Here is a 17,768-nt window from a genome sequence, read left to right as displayed (position 1 = left end):
TGCAGGCAAGGGCGCTCAGACTACCAATTGATGGCTGCCGTACACCACAAGGACACCCGCAATCAGCGTGAGGTAAGGCAACCAGCCCGCGCGTTTCTGACCCGTGTCGGCCTGAACGTAGAGATCGTTGAGCATGGCTTCGGGGAACAGCCCCTTGTCCTGCACATAGTGGCGGTAGCAGAACACCGGCAGGATCAACAGCGCCAGCAGCAGGCCGGTCATCAGGGTTCCGGCGCCCCAGATATCGGCGCCCAGCCCCATGCAGGCCAGGTTGACGAAGCTCAGCACGCCACCGGCCACCAGGAGCACGGTAGGGGCCCTGTACGGGCGCGCCCAGTCGGGACGATCCAGGCGATGGATCCAGCCAGCGTTGAGGTTGAGGAAGTTGAAGATGATGTAGCTGACGTTGGACGCGGCGAGCACGAAGACATAGTCGGACATCAGCAACAGCAGCAGGTTGAAAGACAGGTCGGTCCACATCGCGGCGGTGGGCGCGCCGTGTTCATTGGTGCGGCCCAGGTACTTCGGCAGCCAGCCGTCCACCGACGCCTGGTACAAGGTGCGCGATGAGCCGGACATCGACGTCATGATCGCCAGCAAGGTGGCCAGGACCAGCATGATCAGCACGATGTTGGCGACCAGTTTGCCGCCGCCGATACTGTCCGCCATCACCTGGCCGACGCCCATGCCGCTGTAGATCGCGGGCGACAACAGGCCGTTGTAGACCGCCGGAGAAACCACTGCGCCGCTGGCGTCCAGCACCGCCGGTGTCACCAGTTGGCCGAGCCCCAGGCTGCCTTGGAACGCCAGGGGCACCAGGGTGAACACCAGGATGCACAGCAGGCCCGCATAGAAAATCGCCTTGAACGTGTCGCGCTTGGGGTCTTTGAATTCCCGCGTGTAGCACACCGCCGTTTCGAAGCCGTAGGTGGACCACGCGGCCATGAACAGACCGCCGGCCATCAGCGACCAGCCGGACAGATCCCAGGGGCCATCGACCACTTGCCCGGCCGCATCATGGGCCAGGGGGTACAACGGCAGGAAATTGGCCTGGGCCGAATCACCGGTGAACAACGGCACCACGCCCACCAGCAGCAAGGGGATCAGCGATGTCACGCCAAGCACCAGGGTCAGACGCGCCGAGCGCAGAATGCCGCCATGCTGCACGGCGAAAACCGTCAGCAGGATCAACAGACCGATGGCGAATGTCGCATTGATCCGCAGCGACAGGCCACTCTTGATCCAGCCCAGATCGAGCAGGGTCAGTTGCCAGGTATTGATCAGCGCATCGGCGGGGAACAGTGCGGTGAGTATATAACCGGCTGCCAGCCCAGAACCGATCGACAGCACTGGCGACCAGGCCAGCCAGTTGCACCACACCGAAACCGGTGCGATCAGCTTGCTGTAACGCACCCAGGCGACCGCGCCATAGACCGAGGCACCGCCGGATTTGTGCGGGAACAGTCCGGCGATTTCGGCGTAGGTGAAGGCCTGGATAAACCCGAACAGGATCGACACGATCCAGACGATCCACGCCGGTTTGCCCACCGTGGCGGCAATCGCACCGATTGAAAACAGCACCAGCGCGGGTACGCCACTGGCAACCCAGAATGCCCCGCGCCAATCGATCTTGCGGTGCAGGCTGCCCACTGAGCTGGCGGCCTGCGGTACGGTCTCGAACGTAGTCGCTTCCATCTTCGTATTCCCATGTCTGAGTAGCGGAGTAGTGGGGGCAGTCAAAGTCAGGGTGGCGCTCAGGTCCGTCTGGTTGATCAACTGCGCACCCGGCTCTTGTCCGGGTCGTAGAAAATCGCTGCGGTGACCTCGGCGCTGATGCGCTTCTGCAGGCCATCGACTTTGCCGATCTCAAGCATGGTGCCGACGTCGGCGCAGGCCACATCGACCCGGCACAGCGCGATGTTGCTGGCCAGCAGCGGCGAGCGGCAGGCACTGGTGATGACCCCGACCTGGGCCCGGCCGCGATACACCGGGTCACCGTGGTGGGCGGCTTCGTTGCCACTCAGTTGCAGGCCCACCAGCTTGTGAGTGGGGTGGGCGCTGCGCCGCAACAGCGCATCGCGGCCGATGAAGTCGTCGGTTTTGCTTTTCATCGGCACAGAAAAGCCGATACCCGCCTCGAAAGGATCGGTCTGGTCGCTGAATTCGTAGCCGGCGAAAATCAGCCCGGCTTCGATGCGCAGCATGTCCAGCGCTTCCAGGCCCAGTGGCACCAGGCCCAGCGGTTGGCCCAGTTGCCAGATCCGGTCCCAGACCCGCTCGGCGTCTTCGGGCTGGCACCAGACTTCGTAGCCCAGTTCGCCGGTGTAGCCGGTGCGCGAGATCATCAGCGGGCAGCCGTCGTAACCGTCCAGGCGGCCCACCAGGAACCGGAACCAGCCCAGGTTTTCCAGGCTCGGTTGGGTCGCTGGGGTCCAGACCATCTGTTTGAGCAGCTCACGACTCATCGGGCCCTGGACGGCCAGGTTGTGAATCTGCTCGCTGGCGGATTTGACCCAGACCTTCATGCCGAGCTTTTGTGCCTGTTCGCGCAGCCAGGCCCCGGCGTAATCCTCACCGCAGATCCAGCGGAAATTGTCCGGGCCCAGGCGCAGCAGGGTGCCGTCGTCGAGCATGCCACCGTGTTCGTGGCACATCGCCGAATACACCACTTGACCCACCGCCAGGCGCCGTACATCCCGGGTCAGGCAGTACTGCAGCAAGGCTTCGGCGTCGGGGCCGATGATTTCGAATTTGCGCAGGGCGGTCAGATCCATCACCGCGACGCGTTCACGGCAACCGAGGTATTCCTCGATTGCGCCATAGCCGTCGTAGCGCAACGGCAGCCACCAATTGCGGTAGTCGGTAAAGCTGCCGGTCAAGGCGCTGGTGCGTGAGTGGAACGCGGACTCACGGGTGAGGATCGGGTCGGCATCGGCCGTGGTTCGAGTGCTCATGGCGATGGAAAAACGCTCCTTTTCGCTGTAGATGCGGACCTGGATATCGGTCGGGTTCCAGCCGTTGGCCGGGTCGATGTCATCCGGGCATGAGGTGCTGCCACACAGCAGGTCGGTCATGGCCCGCAGGAGTACGTAATCGCCGGGACGCGACCAGGGCTCGTCCAACGTCATCTGCTGGTGAGCGTCGATCCCGGTGTTGAAGAACAAATTGATCGCCGGCCAACCGCTGCGAGCCTCGACCCCGTGGGGCGCCAGGGCCCGGCTCAGGTTGTCGCTGCAGTTGTCGTGCCCGAAGTAGCCATGGCTCTCGTAGTAGCGCGCGGCGCAGGCCAGGGCGAAGGAATCGTGGCGGCCGACGGTGTCACGCACCACTTCCAGCATCGGCTGCATCTGCCGGTCGAAAAACTTCGAGAACAGTCCCGGAGCCGGGTAGGCGCTGCCGTTCAGGGTACGGGTGACGGTCTGGTCCAGGTCCAGTTCCAGGCCGCGATCCAGTGCCCGTCGATCGAGGGCGACGAAGTCCGAGCATTGGCGACCGGCGACATCCAGCACCTGCACGTACTGCCCTTTGCCGACGGTGTAGCTGTGGGCGGTGCCGGCGTGAATTGTGAATTCGTCGAATAACTCACCCAACGGTTCGGGTAACGCCGGGAGCAGCAGCGACGAGGGATTGGCTCGGGTCACCCACAACCGCAGTTCGCTGGGCCGGTACTGTCGATCGACGGATGTGGGGCCTGCGGGGGCGGCGACAATTACCAGCAGTTCATCGCTGGCGACGAAGTGGCGACTGAAGTCGGCAGGGCTGTCCTCGTCCCAGAGCGAAGCCGCGCTGGGCAGTTGGTAAGGCTCGACACCGCGTCGGCTCAACGCTTGGTTGATGCGCCGAGCTTGCACCGTCGGCTCGGTGAGCCGTGCGCCGATGAACCCGCAGGCCGCCGAACCGCTCAATGCCCAGGCCGCCAGCGCGCTACGACCGTTGGCGTCCACGGCCAGCAGTTCACAGGGTTGCTGTCCTTCAAGGTCGATCACTTGCAGGCTGTCGCCGGGCTGCAAGGCCACCAGCGTCAGGCCGCCGGCCGCTACCCGATAGCGCTCCAGGGCCGGGGCCCGGGCAAACAGTCCGGGCTCCCGGGGATGAGAGACACGAGGTGCGTTCATGAGAACCTCCCGGTCAGCCGACCGACGTGATGGACGTTGGCGGCTCGGCAAGGTACGCCGCCATCGAGTCGTCCAGTGCATGCAGCCAGGGGGTGTGGTGCGGCGGTGACTGGGTGCCGGTCATCAACGAGCGATAGGACTTGTCGCGATAACCCATGATGTTTTCCGCTTTGTCATGCTTCCAGTGCAGGAAGGTTTCATTGACGGCGGCGATGTCGAAGTTCGGGTAGTCGGTGGCGTCCACCAGGTGCTGGATATAGGCACCCTGGTATTCGAACATCTGCTGATTGGTTTCCAGTGTCTGTTCCCGTTCGTGCCATTGCCGGCTGTCGGCGATCATTGCAGCCTGATCAGGCAGTTGAACGCGCCCCAGGATGACATCGCGTGCGTACCAGGCTTGGGCGTCGAACATGTTGAAGGAGTACCACTGGTCCTGCATGCCGAGGTAGATCAGTTGCGGGTTGGACTCCCAGAAAATGCCTTTGTACAGGTTCATCGGCCATAGCCGGTTATCGGTCTTGAGGCACAGTTCGTCCGGCAGGAAGGGGAAGTGATGTTTGTAGCCGGTGCAAAGGATCACCGCATCGATGGTCTTGTGGGTGCCGTCGATAAAGTACGCGCGGTTTTTTTCCAGGCGCTGCAACAGCGGCTTTTCTTCCCAATTGGCGGGCCAGTCATAGCCCATGGGCGCGGTGCGGTAGCAGCTGGTGATGCTGCGGGCTCCGTATTTGTAGCACTGGGAACCGATGTCTTCGGCAGAATAGCTGCTGCCGACGATGAGCAGGTCCTTGCCCTTGAACTCCAGCGCCTCGCGAAAATCATGGGCGTGCAGGATGCGCCCGCCGAACTGCTCGAATCCGGGGAAGTACGGCATCTTCGGCGTCGAAAAGTGCCCACAGGCGTTGACCACATAGTCGAACTCTTCCGAGGTCTGGGTATCGCTGCCGTGGTCGTGGGCGACCACCGTGAAGCGGCGAGTCGCTTCGTCAAAGGTGACCTGGCGCACCACGTTGTTGAAACGGATGTAATCCCGTACCCCGGCTTTTTCGACGCGGCCCTTGATGTAGTCCCAGAGCACTTCCCGTGGCGGGTAAGAGCCGATGGGGCGGCCAAAATGTTCTTCGAAGGTGTAGTCGGCGAACTCCAGGCATTCCTTCGGGCCGTTCGACCACAGATAGCGGTACATGCTGCCGTGCACCGGTTCGCCGTTCTCGTCCAGACCGGTGCGCCAGGTGTAGTTCCACATGCCGCCCCAGTCCTGTTGCTTTTCAAAGCACACCAGTTCGGGAATGGCGGTGCCCTTGTCGCGGGCCGACTGGAAGGCGCGAAGTTGGGCCAGGCCGCACGGGCCGGCGCCGATGATTGCTACGCGTATTGTCATGAGCGTGCCTCCTGAAGGGTTTCAGCGAAAGATCACTGTCTTGTCCTGGTTGATGAATACCCGGTGTTCCAGGTGGTATTTCAGTGCCTTGGAAAGGGCGACGGTTTCGGTATCGCGGCCGATGGCAACCAGCGAATCGGGCAGGTGCGTGTGATCGACGCGCTGGATTTCCTGCTCGATGATCGGCCCCTCATCGAGGTCGCTGGTGACGTAGTGGGCAGTGGCGCCGATCAGCTTCACGCCGCGGTCGTAGGCCTGGTGATACGGCTTGGCGCCCTTGAATCCGGGCAGGAATGAGTGATGGATGTTGATCGCACGCCCCGACAACTGCTGGCACAGGCCGTCGGACAGAATCTGCATGTAGCGCGCGAGCACCACCAGGTCGGTCTGGGTGTCTTCGACGATGCGCATCAGCTCGGCCTCCTGGCTGGCCTTGCTGTCCTTGGTGATGGGCAGGTAAATGAAACGGATGCCTTCACGCTCAGCCATGGCCCGCAGGTCCAGGTGGTTGGAGACCACGGCGGTGATGTGCATGTCCATCTCGCCCTTGCGGTGTCGATAGAGCAGGTCGGTGAGGCAATGGTCGAACTTGCTGACCATCAGCAGCACCCGGGTCGGTTGGCGCGAACTGAACAACTGCCACTGCATGTCGAAGCCGCCGGCCAGGTCGCCCAGGCCTTCGCGCAGGGTGCCTATATCACCGTCGACGCCGGTGTTGAAACGGAACACCGCGCGCATGAAAAACTGCCCGGTGAACTCGTCGTCAAACTGTGCCAGTTCGCTGATGTAGCACTGCTGCCGGGCCAGGCAGGCGCTGATCGCGGCGATGATCCCGGATGCCGCCGGGCAGGTGATCTTGAGAATGTAATGTTCGCTGGAGGCGTCCATTGAAGGCTCCTGATTAAATTAAGGGGCGGCTCAGCCCTTGGCCGTGCGTTTGGTTTTTTCCGGGTCGTCGAAGGGCAGGGCATGGGTCACGGCGCCCGCTTCAAGGCTGCCGCGCACCTGCAGTGCAATACCGGGCACGGAGCAGGCGACGCTCAGGCGGGCGATGGCCATCGAGCGTTTGCTCAGGCGCGAGTACATGCCGCAGGTGATCACGCCGACTTGCTGGTTGCCCTGCCACAGGGTGTCGCCGGCCTCGGCCGGGCGTACGCCCTCGAGCAGCACACCGGTGATCTTGAAACGCTCCTGACCGCGCAGGCGCAGGTGTTCCTCGGCGCCACGGAAGGCTTGTTTGCCGGGCGAGACGGTGAAATCCAGGCCCATTTCCCACAGGGTGTCGCCGGCCTTCTGGTCAGCGAAGGGGTACATCTGCGAGTTGTCATAGGGGAAAAACATCAGCGAGCTTTCCACCCGCAGCCAGTCCAGCGCGGTGAAGGCACACGGGATAATCCCCAGGCTGGCACCCTGTTCGAGGATGCTGTCCCACAGGAACGGTGCATCGGCCGCCTTGCAGAAAATCTCGTAGCCGCGCTCGCCGGTGTAGCCGGTGCGGGAGATCATCACCGGGCGTTCGAACAGGCGCGTCTGCAGGTGATGGAAGTACGGCAACTGGCGGACGCCGGGCACGTGCTCGGCGAGAAAGTCCACCGCCAGCGGCCCTTGCAGCGACAAGTCGTGCAGGTCGTCGTCGAACAGCACCGCCACTTGCCGGCCCAGGGCGGAACGCACCAGCATTTCATGCCCGGTGCCAGCGCCATGCACCACCATGAACGCGTTAGGCCCGGTGCGGTAGACGATGCAGTCATCGACGAACTTGCCGTCCTCGTCGAGCATCGAGGCGTACACCGATTTGCCGGGGTAGAGTTTGGCGATGTCGCGGGTGGTCGCCCATTGCAGCAGGCTTTCGGCATGGGGTCCCACGTAATGGACTTTTTTCAGCCCCGACACGTCCATCAGGCCGGCACGGGTGCGGATCGCTTCGTGGTGGTCGGCCAGCGCGCTGCTGTAGGTCCAGGCGGTGCCCATGCCGTTCCAGTCTTCAAGGTTTGAACCGAGGGCACGGTGCCGCTCGGCCAATGCAGAAATACGCCATGAAAGGGTCATGTGAGGGTCCTTGTCGGGAAAGAGAGATCAGGCGTGCGGGTCGAATTGGCTCAGCCACTCGACCAGCGTGTGTCTGTAGCGGGTCATGCCCTTGTAGTCGGCGATAGGGCCGGGCAGGTCGCGCAGCACGCGATGCAGGCGACAACCCCAGCCGGGTTGAGTGACCAGTTCGTCCAGGCTGATCAGGTAGGTGCGGATGCTGAACATCACCGCGTTGCTGCGCGGCAGACGGGCCATCACCTGCAGCTCGACGCGCAGATGCACCTGTTGGCCGACGTTTTCGGCGGTGATGCGGCCGCGGTCGGCGCCCCATTCATGGAACGTCTCGGGCGAGGAGTCCAGGCGCGGCTTGATGGTCAGGGTCCAGTTCAGGCGCCGCACCGGCTGACCCACTTGCAGGTTGAGCAGATACTTCAGCGCACGGTCGAACACGCCCATCTGGTGGGCCATGGGCACCGGTGAATGCCACTGCTTGAAGCTCATGCCGGCGTCGAAGGCCAGGGACCAGTCAGCGGGACTGGTGACCAGGCCGGCGTCCATGTACAGATCGCTGTCACGTTGATCGAGCAGGGCGAAATCCCCCTGAACCTGTCGGCCGATGAACTCCAGCGGCGCGCAGGGCAGGCTGGTGGCATCACCGAAAATGAACGGCTGATCGATCTCCAGCAGGCGGTTTCGCCAATGCCAGCGGTCGCCGTCACGCACCAGGCTGAACCACTGCGGATAGTCGGCGGCCAGGTGTTCCATCAGCATCTGCAAGGCATCCCAGGCTGCTACTTGCATGTGCGGCATCACCAGGTAGCGGCGCGGGTCCTGATCCAGTACCAGGGCGCGTTCGGCCATTTCCGAACAGTAGTGCTCGTCGATGTCGAAGGCATGCTCATAGATCGAGCCGGGGTCGCGGGAGGTGGCCGGTTCGATATTGACCGAGTACAGGTAGCTGTCCTCGACAAAGGGGAAGGGGAAACGGCGGATTGCCGCAGGGCTGTTGCGAAAGCTGAAATCATCGCGATAGCTCAGCACGGGGCTCGCTTGCAGGGGCATGTCACTCACTCCTATAGGTCCAGCGAAATGCAGGGGCCGCTGCCGCGTGAGACGCAGGGCATCAGAAAGTCGGCCTGCTCGGCCGGGCAGAGGAAGCTGTCGCGGTGTTCGATGGCACCGCCGGTGTGGCGGGTGATGCACTGGCCGCAGACCCCGCCACGGCACAGGTTGGGCACTTGCAGGCCTGCGTGTTCGAGGGCTTCGAGCAGGCTCTGGTCGGCCTCCACCCGCAGGCGACGACCGCTGCGCAGCAGGTGCAGGTCGAAGGGTTGGCCGGGTTGCGCGCCTTTGAACGTTTCCGAATGCACGCGCTTGCGCGGCCAACCGAGGCGCGAGGCCTCACGCTCAACCGCGTCGAGCAGAGACTGCGGGCCACAGGTGTAGACATGGCTGCCCAGCGGCCGGTCGGCGAGGATCTGGCTCAGGTCGGGGCGATTGTCATAGGCATGCAGGCGCGCGCCGAGGCGCAGTTGCAGTTCGTCGAGGTAGGCGTCGCTCAGGCCCGGGCGGAACAGGTAATGCAGTTCGAAATCGGCCTGCTGCTGTTCCATCGCAGCGATATAGGCCATGAACGGCGTGATGCCGATGCCGGCGGCGATCAAGATATGCAGGCGTGCAGTGCCGTGGGGGGCGAACAGATTGGCCGGTGGTGAAATCTGCAACGTGTCGCCGACCTGCACCTGGCGATGCAGGTACTGCGAGCCGCCACGAGAAGCGTCCTGCAAGCGCACGGCGATGCGGTAGTGCTGGGTGTGCGCCGGGTCGCTGGTGAGCGAGTAGGCGTTGCGCACCTTGCCCTCGGCCAGTGGCAGATGCACCTGCACATGGCTGCCGGGCGAGAAGCCGGGCAGGGCGCCGTCGCAGGCCGTCAGGGTGAATTCGCGCACCACCGGCGTGAGCATTCTTGCCGCGCTGACCTGAACGTCGAGGACCGCGCTCATGGCTGGAATGCCGCATAGGGTTGGTCGGGGTTGATGCACACGCCGAGGTAAGCCCCCAGGCGCCGGGAAAAATGCGTGCGCACCTCCAGCCCGACGTGGCAACCGACGCAGTTCAGCGACGACTCCGGCCCGGCCGCCTGGGTCAGGCCACAGTGCGCGCAGTACACCTGGCGCAGGCCGGGCGTTGCGCAGGTCATGCTGATCTCGTCGTCTTCCAGGCCAGCGGCGCGAGCCTGCCCGTGAACACGCCAGACAAAAGCTTCATCGCCCAGCAGGTAGAGCCGACACCCAACGGTTGCGCTGGCCAAGGCCTGTTGCAGGTGCCGGGTGAAGTCGGCTTGTTCGCCGTTCAACAGCAGGGGATTGTCCAGTTCAGCGACAACCTCTGTGCAGACGGTTGCCGATTGCATCACCACGATGGGGCGGCTAAGGGTGGGCTTCATGCGGGCTCTCCAAAGTGCTTTTTTATTTCCTGTTGGGAGAGATACTTTCCTATGGGGAAAATCTTCTCAATCTGGAAAAAGGGCTATGCCTTTGGAGATAAGCCTTGCTACACGGCCGTCCGGGGCATGGAAGTTGCTGGTGTTCGAGGAATGTGGAGCAACCGGACGGGGAGTTATCGAGAGTGCGAACACGACCGCAGTGGTGGCCGCTCTGGTTAGGGCCTGTGCGCCCTGAACAGGCCCGCAGCGTGCGTAAGCTGTTGGCCGGGTTGCCCTTGAGCCAGGCGCACGCTGACGGTGCCTTATCGGGTTTTCTGGACCGTTTCGACGCACTGCTGCCGCCTGCCAGATTGAACCTGATCCTTGGCGGCGAGGACCTCAGCCCGACGCGACGCGGTTTGATCGAGGGCTGCCAGGACGTGGTGACTTGCCCCTGGCGCGACGCAAGCGCGGCAGACACCCCCCAAAGCTGCGGCCCGTGTCGGCAACGCGGCGTGCACCGACTGGTGTGCGCCTTGCCCGAGGGCCAAAAGGGCGTGTTGCTGCTCGATAGCCCGAAACGGGCCGGTGCCAGTTGGCGCCAGTTACTGGAAGAGGTGGCGCAGGCGGTAGGCATGGCTGTGCGCTTGCGCAGCTACAACCGTGAGCAGCAGCGCAAACAGGCGACGTCCCGCCACGGTGCCTTGGCCCGTGAGCTGCACGACTCGGTGGCACAGCAACTCGGTTACCTGTCGTTCCAGGCCCATGGCCTGCAATCCCAGTTGGGCGAGCCGGAACAAGCCACTGCGGGTTTGCAGGACCTGTGCGCTGGCTTGAGCCAGTTGCAGCGCCAGGTGCGCGAGTTGATTACCAGTGCGCGTCTGACCATGGACGGGCGCTCGCTGCGCCAGGCACTGGCCGACTCGGTCGCCGAGTTCTCGCGGCGCTGCATCATCGTGTTCGAGCTGGACAACCGCCTGGCTGACGATGCTTTGAGCCCGGGAACCGAGTTACAGATTTTGCAGATTATTCGTGAAGCACTGGCTAACGCGGTGCGCCACTCCCATGCGCGGCATGTCCGCATCGAGTTGCGGCAAAACCAGGACGGTGATGTCTCCATTTCGGTGGAGGATGACGGCATCGGACTCAGTCCGGCGTCAGGGGAGGCCAATCATTTCGGTCTGGCGATTATCCGCGAGCGCGCCGCGAACATTGGCGCCCGATTGACAATTGAGGCGATCCGCCCGCATGGGGTCCGCGTACATCTTGGCCTTCGCTGCCATCAAGACCAGCCACAGGGGAGTTTCGATGGACTGCACAACCTTATTACTGATCGATGATCATCCGCTGTTTCGCAAAGGCCTGGCGCAGCTGTTCGGCGCCAGTGACGACTTCGAAGTGGTGGGGCAGGCGGCCAGCGGTCGCGAAGGCATCAACCTGGCCGTGAGCCTGGCGCCGCAGCAGGTCTTGCTCGATTTGCACATGCCCGGCTTGAGTGGTTTGCAGGTGCTCGATGAACTGCGTCAGTTGCGCCTCGACTGTCAGGTGGTGGTGCTCACTGCGTCGATGGATCGCGCCGAGCTGTTGACGGCCTTGCGCCTGGGGGCCAGTGGTTATGTGCTCAAGGAAACCGAGCCCGATGCGTTGTTGAGCTACATGCGCAATTGCCACAAGGGCGCGATCGTTCTGGATTCAACCCTGGTTGCCCTGCTGGCCGATCAGGACGAATCGGTGAGCCGGCCTGCGTACGACCCGGACCTGCCAGACACAGGCAACCTGACCGAGCGCGAAGGGCAGACCCTGGCCCTGATCGGTGCCGGCATGAGCAATAAACAGATCGGCCGGGAACTGGGAATCAGCGATGGTACGGTCAAGATTTATGTGAGGAATCTGTTGCAGAAGTTCAGCCTGCACTCACGTCTGGAGTTGGCGGCGTGGGTGCACAACGGCGCGTCGGTAAGACACGAGGAGCGTCATTAGATGAGGGAAAGCCCGGAAGCTTTTGCACAGACACCGAGCGTGCACCTGATGGATCGCTTTCCCGCCGCCCTGCTGGAATTGCGCGACAACGGCCAGATCGCTCACTTCAACCTGGCCTGGACCGAGTTGATGGGGGCGCCGGGCGCGGAGCGCAATCTCATCGATTATGTGCACCAGGAAGACCGCCCGCTGTGGCGCAAGGCCTTGCATGAGCTGCGTCGGCGTCCCGAGACCTCGTTCAATCAACGCCTGCGTTTTGTACATCCTTCTGGTGAATTACGCTGGTTCGAGGTGAACCTCAAGCGCGGCCCGCAGGGGTTCTATCTGGTCGTCGGGGACGTCACGGCACACAAACGCCGCGAAATTGCCTTGCAGGCCAGTCAGCGCAGCAGCATGAGCCTGCTCGATAGCATGCCTGGGCTGATCTATCGGGGCCGTAACAACCGCGACTGGACTATGGAGTTTGTCAGTGCCGGCTGCCTGCAACTGACCGGATATCCTGCGGAGCGGCTGGTGGACAATCATGAGTTCACTTACAACAGCCTGATCCTGGCGCAGGATGCCGACTACGTCTGGCGCGAGGTGCAATATGCGTTGTCGCGCAACGAGCCGTTCGAGCTCAATTACCGGATTCGTTGCGCCGATCAGTCGATCAAGCACGTCTGGGAAAAGGGCATCGGGATCTATGCCGATACGCGTGAAGTGCTGGGTATAGAGGGGGCGATTTTCGAGCGAGCGGCAGGTCAGGCCTCAGTTCGCTGAGTCGCCGCTGATCCCTGGCCGGGATCGCGGCGAAGTGTCGAGCGTGTCGCTACTTGTAATGTTGTTCAAACACCGCCAACTGCTCAGGCTTGATCAACTGAAAGGGCACCCAGACGTCCGTTTCCACCGGCTCTCCCTTGATCATCTTGAGTGCTGCCTGTACCGCGCTGGTCGCCTGGGCCTTGGGGTCCTGGAACACCGAGGCGACCAGCATCCCACGCTTGATCGCTGCCAGGCCGTCAGGCAAGCCGTCGATGCCGACAATCGCGATCTCGCCCTTGGCTTTGCCGGCCTGTTGCAAGGCCATGGCCGCACCGATGGCCATCTCGTCGTTGTTGGCGACGATGGCATCGAAACGACTGCCCGCCAATAGCCAGTTGCTGGTCAGGTCCATCCCTTTGTTGCGCTGCCACTCGGCGCTTTGCTGCTCGACAATCTTGATCCCGGGATAATCCTTGAGCACCTGTTTGACGCCTTCGGTGCGGTCGTGGGTGGCGTTTTGCGCCAGGTCGCCCATGATGATCGCAAGGTTGCCCTTGCCGCCGAGCTTTTCGGCCAGGTAGCGCATTTGCAACTGTCCGGCCTCGATGTCATTGGACGCGACCGTGACCACGCCTTTGGGCAAGGTGCGCTCGTCCGGGTGACGGTTGACGTAGACCAGCGGCGTCTTCGCTTCGACCGCGGCGCGGGTGATGTTGGCCGTGGCGGAGGTGTCCACCGGCAGGACAATGACCGCGTCCACTTGCTGGTTGATAAAGCCCTGGACCTGGTTGAGTTGGCGCACCACATCGCCTTGGGCGTCCTCGAACTGAATCTGCACGTTTTCCTTTTTCGCGGCCTCGTCCAGGCCATTACGCACGTAGGTCATGAAGTTGTCGTCGACCCTGGCGATGCTGACGCCGATGCGATAGTCGGCGGCGGCCCATTGGCTGAAGAGCAATAGCAGGGTGGCGAAAAGCAGTGTGCAACGACGCATGATGGTTTTCCTTTTGTTGTTATGAGTTGTACGTCACCAAAAGATGAAAATCTGCCGCACGTTTTGAGTTAGACGAACGCTTTATCGATCAAGCGTGAAGGCCTGCCTGAAACGCTCAAGCGCAACCTCGCTGTCACCGCTGGCCCAGCCTTCGAGGCCGACGACACCGCTGTATCCCATGCCGAACAAGGCCCTGGCAATGGCGGGATAATGGATTTCACCGGTACCGGGCTCCATGCGCCCCGGGACGTCGGCAACCTGGATTTCGCCGATGGCGCTGCCGGCGCGCTGGATCAGTTCGATCAGGTTTCCTTCGCCGATCTGTGCGTGATAGAGGTCCAGGTTCATCTTCAGGTGCGGGCTGCCCACGGCCTCGATCAGCGCCAGGGTGTCGTCAGCGCGGGCGAATGGTGTGCCCGGGTGGTCGACTTCGGTGTTGAGGTTTTCCAGCAGGAAAACCCGACCCGCGTCCTCGCCCAGGCGGGCGATTTTTTCCAGCGTCTTGCAGGCGTTCAACCACATGCGGCCAGTGGTTTGGGCAACAGGTTTGACCGGCAACCCCTGGTCACCCAGGCCGGTGCCATGCAGGTTCAGGCTAGGGCAGCCCAATTGAGCGGCGACGGCCAAGGATTCCTGGGTGCTGTCGAGCAGGTGCTGGATGTCCTCGGGATCGGTCAGGTTGCCGCAGATGTAGCCGGTCATGGAGGTGAAATCCGCGCCGGTCGCCGAGAGGGCCCGGATGTCTTTGGTCGTCCAGTTCCATATCTCGACGCTGAAGCCTAGTGCGTGGATGCGTTTGACCCGCTCGGTAAAGGGCAGGTCGAGGAAGACCATCTCGGCGCTGATCGCCAGTTTGAACGGTGTGAAACTCATGACAGAGCTCCTTGCACACGCACCGCTTTGCCCTGCTGGAAGGACTCGATACAGGCACGGGCAATCGCCAGTGCTGCCCGCGCGTCTTCACCGCTGGCCAGAGGTTTTTCACCGCTGCGCACGCAACTGACGAAGTGGTTGAGCTCGGCCACATAGGCATCACGCAGCAGGTCGGTGTCCATGCGCTGGGTGTCGGCCTGGACCCCATTGGCCAGGTACCGCAGCAAGTCAGAGTCGTTGACGTTGCCCATGGTCAGCATGCCAGCGCTGCCGAACACTTCGCCGCGGACATCGTAGCCATACACTGCCTGGAAATTGGCCTCGGCCGTGGCGATGGCGCCGTTATCGAAACGGATCGTGACCACCGCGGTGTCGAGAAATCCTTTGTCCTTGTAGTCCGGTGCGATCAGGGCATCGGCCATCACAAAAACCTCAACCGCTTCGGCGCCCGGATTCAGGTAGCGCAGGGCATCGAAGTCATGGATCAGGGTTTCGAGGAAGATTACCCATTGCGGCGACGCGGCCGGGTTGTTCAGCGCTGGGTCGCGGGTCAGCGAGCGCAGCAGTTGTGGCGTACCGATGCGGCCGCCGACCACGTCCAGGTGAGCAGTGCGAAAACTTCTGGCAAAGCGACGGTTGAAGCCAACTTGTAGCGTCACCCGCGCGTCAGCAGCGGCGGCGATGGCGCGGTCAGCTTCGTCCAGGGTGATGGCCATCGGTTTTTCACAGAACACCCCTTTGCCGGCCCGGGCCGCACTGATCACCAATTCGGCATGGCTGCGTGCCGGGGCGGCAATCAGCACGGCGTCGATGTCCGGGTCACCGAGTAATTGCTGTGGGTCGGTATAGACCTTCTGCACGTCCAGTTCTGCCGCCAAGCGTGCGGCTTGGCCGGGGGTAGGGTCGGCGATGGCGGCGAGGCAGGCGCCGGGGATGTGCCGGGCGGCGGTCAGGCCGTGAAAACTGCCCATGCGGCCGGCGCCGATGAGGCCAAGGTGAATGGTCTTGGATGTGCTCATGAACATGACTCCCTTTATTGTTTTTACGACTCGGCGGTAAGAATGTCCTCGTCTGTCCAGGCAGGGAGCAAGTGCTGTGCCAATAATTAACTAATTGATACTAAAGGGAATTTATTTGTTTTTATTGAAATTCATGTTCATTTAAATGACATGTCTATACTGACATGTCGAAAATATGAACAGTTGGCCGGATAATGAACCAGCAACCTGCAGCATTGAGCGCCGAAGACCGTGACTACCTCACCACGCTGGGCCCCGCGTCGTTGAACGAAGGGCCAGGCACTGCGCTGGATGAGGCTTGGCGCGCGTGCTTGCAGGGAGCTATCGAACGGCCTGCCGGGATCCGCCGGGTGATTTGGGAGTCCTGGTTGCGCAGCGTCGCTGCCGGCCTCGATCCGGAAGACGGCGAGTACCGTTTTGTCGCGCCTGCCGACCTGACCGCGACCCTGGCAGCCAACCGGGTGCTGATCGCCGCTGCGGCGCAAGTCATGCGCGGTTTGCTCGCCTATAACCCAAGGGGCCATATCAACCTGACCGATGCCGAAGGCACGACTTTGTATTTCTGTGGCCTGGACCTCACACCCATTGGCAGTCGACTGCTGGAGTCGGTACAGGGCACCAATTGCACCGGGCTGGCGATCGTCGAAGACCGTTTGGTGTATGTGTTGGCCGAGGAGAACTTCGGGCTTGGCCTGCGCCAGCGCCGCATGCATTGCGCCGCCGCGCCAATTCGCGATCCCCAGGGCCGGACGCTGGGTATGTTGACCTTGACGGCGGAACCCGGCTGGTTTCATTTCCATACGCTGGGCACGGTCCAGGCCGCGGCCGAGGCGGTCTCGAGGCAGATGGCGCTGCAAGCCTTGCTGGAAGAACAACAGACAGTCCTTGAGGTGCTCAACGAGGGCTTGGTGGTTTTGGATGAGCAGGGCCGCATCAAGGCGCTCAACCATTACGCCCGACAGTTGTTCCGCGTCGGCCGTGACCTGCTCGGCAGCCCGTTCAAGAGCCTGGGCCAGAGCGAATTGACCGATGCCGTCCTGCTGGGGGGCGGGGAAGGGGTGCGGGACCTGGATTGCACCTTTGAACTGCACGACCGCAGCCATCTGGCCTGCCTGGTGTCGGTCTGCCCGCTGGAGCAAGGCGGGCGGATTGTGTCGTTGCGCGAGAACCGACGCATCCGGGAAATCACCCGGCGGATCATTGGCACCCAGGCCAGCTACACCTTCGAAACCATCCTCGGCCGCTCACAGGCGATTGAGGATGCACTGCACCTGGCGCGGATTGCCAGTCGCAGTGATTCGACCACGCTGATCCTCGGTGAGAGCGGCACTGGCAAGGAGCTGTTCGCCCAGGCTATCCATAATGGCAGCGACCGATGTGGCGGGCCTTTCGTGGCGGTCAATTGCGGCGCCATTCCCCGTGACCTGGTGCAGAGCGAACTGTTTGGTCATGTCGAAGGCGCCTTCACCGGAGCGGCGCGCGGTGGGTCGGCAGGCAAGTTCGAATTGGCCGATGGCGGGACGATCTTCCTCGATGAAATCGGTGACATGTCCTTTGATGCGCAGGTCAGCCTGCTGCGTGTCCTGCAGGAAGGCGAGGTGACACGGGTGGGGGCGAAAAAATCGCTGCGGGTCAACGTGCGCATCATCGCCGCCACCCACCGCAACCTGAGCCAGGCAGTGGCCGAAGGCGCCTTTCGTGAGGATCTTTACTACCGGCTCAACGTGCTGAACCTGACGGTGCCGCCACTGCGGATGCGCCGCGAAGATGTGCCGTTGCTGGCGCGGCATTTTCTTGCGCGTTGTGCCCGGTCGCTACGCAAGTCGATGCAGGACCTTTCGCCCGCGGCGCTGGACATGCTTGGCGCCTATCACTGGCCAGGCAATGTCCGTGAGCTGGAAAACGTCATTGAGCGGGCCACCAACCTGGCGATGACCGAACTGATCGAGCCGAGCGATCTTGCCTTGGAAATCAGGCAGCGAGGGCGCCCATCGACATGGGGAAGTGTCCCTGAGCCGCGGATGGCGCCGGACCTTGGCACCCATGAGATGAATGCCATCATCGCCGCCCTCAAGGATACGCGCGGAAATATCCGCCTGGCTGCTCAGCGGCTGAATGTGTCGCGGGGTGGGTTGTACAACAAAATGAGCCGGTTTGGGCTCAAGGTTGATGCATTTCGTTCTTAGCGGGTGACGCATGGCCAGGG

15 protein-coding genes are annotated in these 17,768 nt (G+C 62.5%); 4 read left to right on the top strand and 11 right to left on the bottom strand.

All coding sequences use genetic code 11. The features are described from left to right. Window positions 1-15: 15 nt before the first annotated feature. The 8 genes from F7R20_RS02040 to F7R20_RS02005 form a co-directional block, all read right to left on the bottom strand. Complete coding sequence (locus tag F7R20_RS02040) at window positions 16-1,695, bottom strand: APC family permease (protein WP_003200583.1); 1,680 nt, start codon at window positions 1,693-1,695, stop codon at window positions 16-18. Window positions 1,696-1,772: 77 nt separating this feature from the next. Further along, entirely contained in the window at window positions 1,773-4,115 is a 2,343-nt protein-coding gene (locus F7R20_RS02035) for a DUF1989 domain-containing protein (RefSeq protein WP_003200584.1), read from the bottom strand. Window positions 4,116-4,128: 13 nt separating this feature from the next. Further along, entirely contained in the window at window positions 4,129-5,496 is a 1,368-nt protein-coding gene (locus F7R20_RS02030) for an NAD(P)-binding domain-containing protein (protein ID WP_003200586.1), read from the bottom strand. 21 nt (window positions 5,497-5,517) lie between these two features. Continuing rightward, window positions 5,518-6,384, bottom strand: coding sequence for a formyltetrahydrofolate deformylase (gene purU, locus F7R20_RS02025; RefSeq protein WP_003200587.1), 867 nt, complete (start codon window positions 6,382-6,384; stop codon window positions 5,518-5,520). A gap of 30 nt (window positions 6,385-6,414) precedes the next feature. After that, on the bottom strand, window positions 6,415-7,545 hold the full coding sequence (locus F7R20_RS02020) for an aminomethyltransferase family protein (RefSeq protein WP_003200589.1): 1,131 nt from the start codon (window positions 7,543-7,545) through the stop codon (window positions 6,415-6,417). Between the two features lie 27 nt (window positions 7,546-7,572). Next, entirely contained in the window at window positions 7,573-8,589 is a 1,017-nt protein-coding gene (locus F7R20_RS02015) for a heme-dependent oxidative N-demethylase family protein (protein ID WP_003200591.1), read from the bottom strand. Window positions 8,590-8,600: 11 nt separating this feature from the next. Continuing rightward, window positions 8,601-9,530, bottom strand: coding sequence for a PDR/VanB family oxidoreductase (locus tag F7R20_RS02010; RefSeq protein ID WP_003200593.1), 930 nt, complete (start codon window positions 9,528-9,530; stop codon window positions 8,601-8,603). Then, entirely contained in the window at window positions 9,527-9,973 is a 447-nt protein-coding gene (locus tag F7R20_RS02005; protein ID WP_003200595.1) for a dimethylamine monooxygenase subunit DmmA family protein, read from the bottom strand. Before F7R20_RS02005 ends, F7R20_RS02010 begins: the two co-directional genes overlap by 4 nt. A 248-nt stretch (window positions 9,974-10,221) precedes the next feature. Between F7R20_RS02005 and F7R20_RS02000 the strand changes: the two genes are divergently transcribed. From F7R20_RS02000 to F7R20_RS01990, 3 genes are read left to right on the top strand one after another with little or no spacing between them, the layout of a single operon-like run. Beyond that, window positions 10,222-11,292, top strand: a complete 1,071-nt coding sequence (locus F7R20_RS02000) for an ATP-binding protein (protein ID WP_028236564.1) — start codon at window positions 10,222-10,224, stop codon at window positions 11,290-11,292. Then, on the top strand, window positions 11,261-11,932 hold the full coding sequence (locus tag F7R20_RS01995; RefSeq protein WP_003200599.1) for a response regulator: 672 nt from the start codon (window positions 11,261-11,263) through the stop codon (window positions 11,930-11,932). The genes F7R20_RS02000 and F7R20_RS01995 overlap by 32 nt, the downstream gene beginning before the upstream one ends. Next, a complete protein-coding gene (locus F7R20_RS01990; protein ID WP_003200601.1) occupies window positions 11,933-12,694 on the top strand; it encodes a PAS domain-containing protein in 762 nt (253 codons plus the stop codon). It abuts the gene before it with no gap. A 49-nt stretch (window positions 12,695-12,743) separates the two neighbouring features. Here the strand turns inward: F7R20_RS01990 and F7R20_RS01985 are convergent, their stop codons facing one another. From F7R20_RS01985 to F7R20_RS01975, 3 genes are all read right to left on the bottom strand, one after another. Further along, window positions 12,744-13,670, bottom strand: a complete 927-nt coding sequence (locus tag F7R20_RS01985; protein WP_003200602.1) for a sugar ABC transporter substrate-binding protein — start codon at window positions 13,668-13,670, stop codon at window positions 12,744-12,746. A gap of 81 nt (window positions 13,671-13,751) precedes the next feature. After that, the gene (locus F7R20_RS01980; RefSeq protein ID WP_003200604.1) at window positions 13,752-14,543 is read right to left on the bottom strand and encodes a TIM barrel protein; all 792 of its coding nucleotides are present in this window, start codon (window positions 14,541-14,543) and stop codon (window positions 13,752-13,754) included. Continuing rightward, a complete protein-coding gene (locus F7R20_RS01975; protein WP_003200606.1) occupies window positions 14,540-15,562 on the bottom strand; it encodes a Gfo/Idh/MocA family oxidoreductase in 1,023 nt (340 codons plus the stop codon). The genes F7R20_RS01980 and F7R20_RS01975 overlap by 4 nt, the downstream gene beginning before the upstream one ends. Window positions 15,563-15,756: 194 nt before the next feature. Between F7R20_RS01975 and F7R20_RS01970 the strand changes: the two genes are divergently transcribed. Beyond that, window positions 15,757-17,748 (top strand): sigma-54-dependent Fis family transcriptional regulator, encoded by a 1,992-nt coding sequence (locus F7R20_RS01970; RefSeq protein ID WP_003200609.1) that lies wholly within the window; start codon window positions 15,757-15,759, stop codon window positions 17,746-17,748. Window positions 17,749-17,768: the final 20 nt, after the last annotated feature.

This window comes from Pseudomonas brassicacearum subsp. brassicacearum (genome assembly GCF_008801605.1).
Classification (GTDB): Bacteria; Pseudomonadota; Gammaproteobacteria; order Pseudomonadales; family Pseudomonadaceae; genus Aquipseudomonas; species Aquipseudomonas brassicacearum.
This window is presented reverse-complemented; position numbering and strand designations above follow the sequence as displayed.

What these genes read in the sequence shown, in the direction of transcription:
- F7R20_RS02040 (WP_003200583.1), bottom strand. Translation starts at nt 1,695, where the DNA reads ATGGAAGCGACTACGTTCGAGACCGTACCGCAGGCCGCCAGCTCAGTG.
- F7R20_RS02035 (WP_003200584.1), bottom strand. Translation starts at nt 4,115, where the DNA reads ATGAACGCACCTCGTGTCTCTCATCCCCGGGAGCCCGGACTGTTTGCC.
- F7R20_RS02030 (WP_003200586.1), bottom strand. Translation starts at nt 5,496, where the DNA reads ATGACAATACGCGTAGCAATCATCGGCGCCGGCCCGTGCGGCCTGGCC.
- purU (WP_003200587.1), bottom strand. Translation starts at nt 6,384, where the DNA reads ATGGACGCCTCCAGCGAACATTACATTCTCAAGATCACCTGCCCGGCG.
- F7R20_RS02020 (WP_003200589.1), bottom strand. Translation starts at nt 7,545, where the DNA reads ATGACCCTTTCATGGCGTATTTCTGCATTGGCCGAGCGGCACCGTGCC.
- F7R20_RS02015 (WP_003200591.1), bottom strand. Translation starts at nt 8,589, where the DNA reads ATGCCCCTGCAAGCGAGCCCCGTGCTGAGCTATCGCGATGATTTCAGC.
- F7R20_RS02010 (WP_003200593.1), bottom strand. Translation starts at nt 9,530, where the DNA reads ATGAGCGCGGTCCTCGACGTTCAGGTCAGCGCGGCAAGAATGCTCACG.
- F7R20_RS02005 (WP_003200595.1), bottom strand. Translation starts at nt 9,973, where the DNA reads ATGAAGCCCACCCTTAGCCGCCCCATCGTGGTGATGCAATCGGCAACC.
- F7R20_RS01995 (WP_003200599.1), top strand. Translation starts at nt 11,261, where the DNA reads ATGGACTGCACAACCTTATTACTGATCGATGATCATCCGCTGTTTCGC.
- F7R20_RS01990 (WP_003200601.1), top strand. Translation starts at nt 11,933, where the DNA reads ATGAGGGAAAGCCCGGAAGCTTTTGCACAGACACCGAGCGTGCACCTG.
- F7R20_RS01985 (WP_003200602.1), bottom strand. Translation starts at nt 13,670, where the DNA reads ATGCGTCGTTGCACACTGCTTTTCGCCACCCTGCTATTGCTCTTCAGC.
- F7R20_RS01980 (WP_003200604.1), bottom strand. Translation starts at nt 14,543, where the DNA reads ATGAGTTTCACACCGTTCAAACTGGCGATCAGCGCCGAGATGGTCTTC.
- F7R20_RS01975 (WP_003200606.1), bottom strand. Translation starts at nt 15,562, where the DNA reads ATGAGCACATCCAAGACCATTCACCTTGGCCTCATCGGCGCCGGCCGC.
- F7R20_RS01970 (WP_003200609.1), top strand. Translation starts at nt 15,757, where the DNA reads ATGAACCAGCAACCTGCAGCATTGAGCGCCGAAGACCGTGACTACCTC.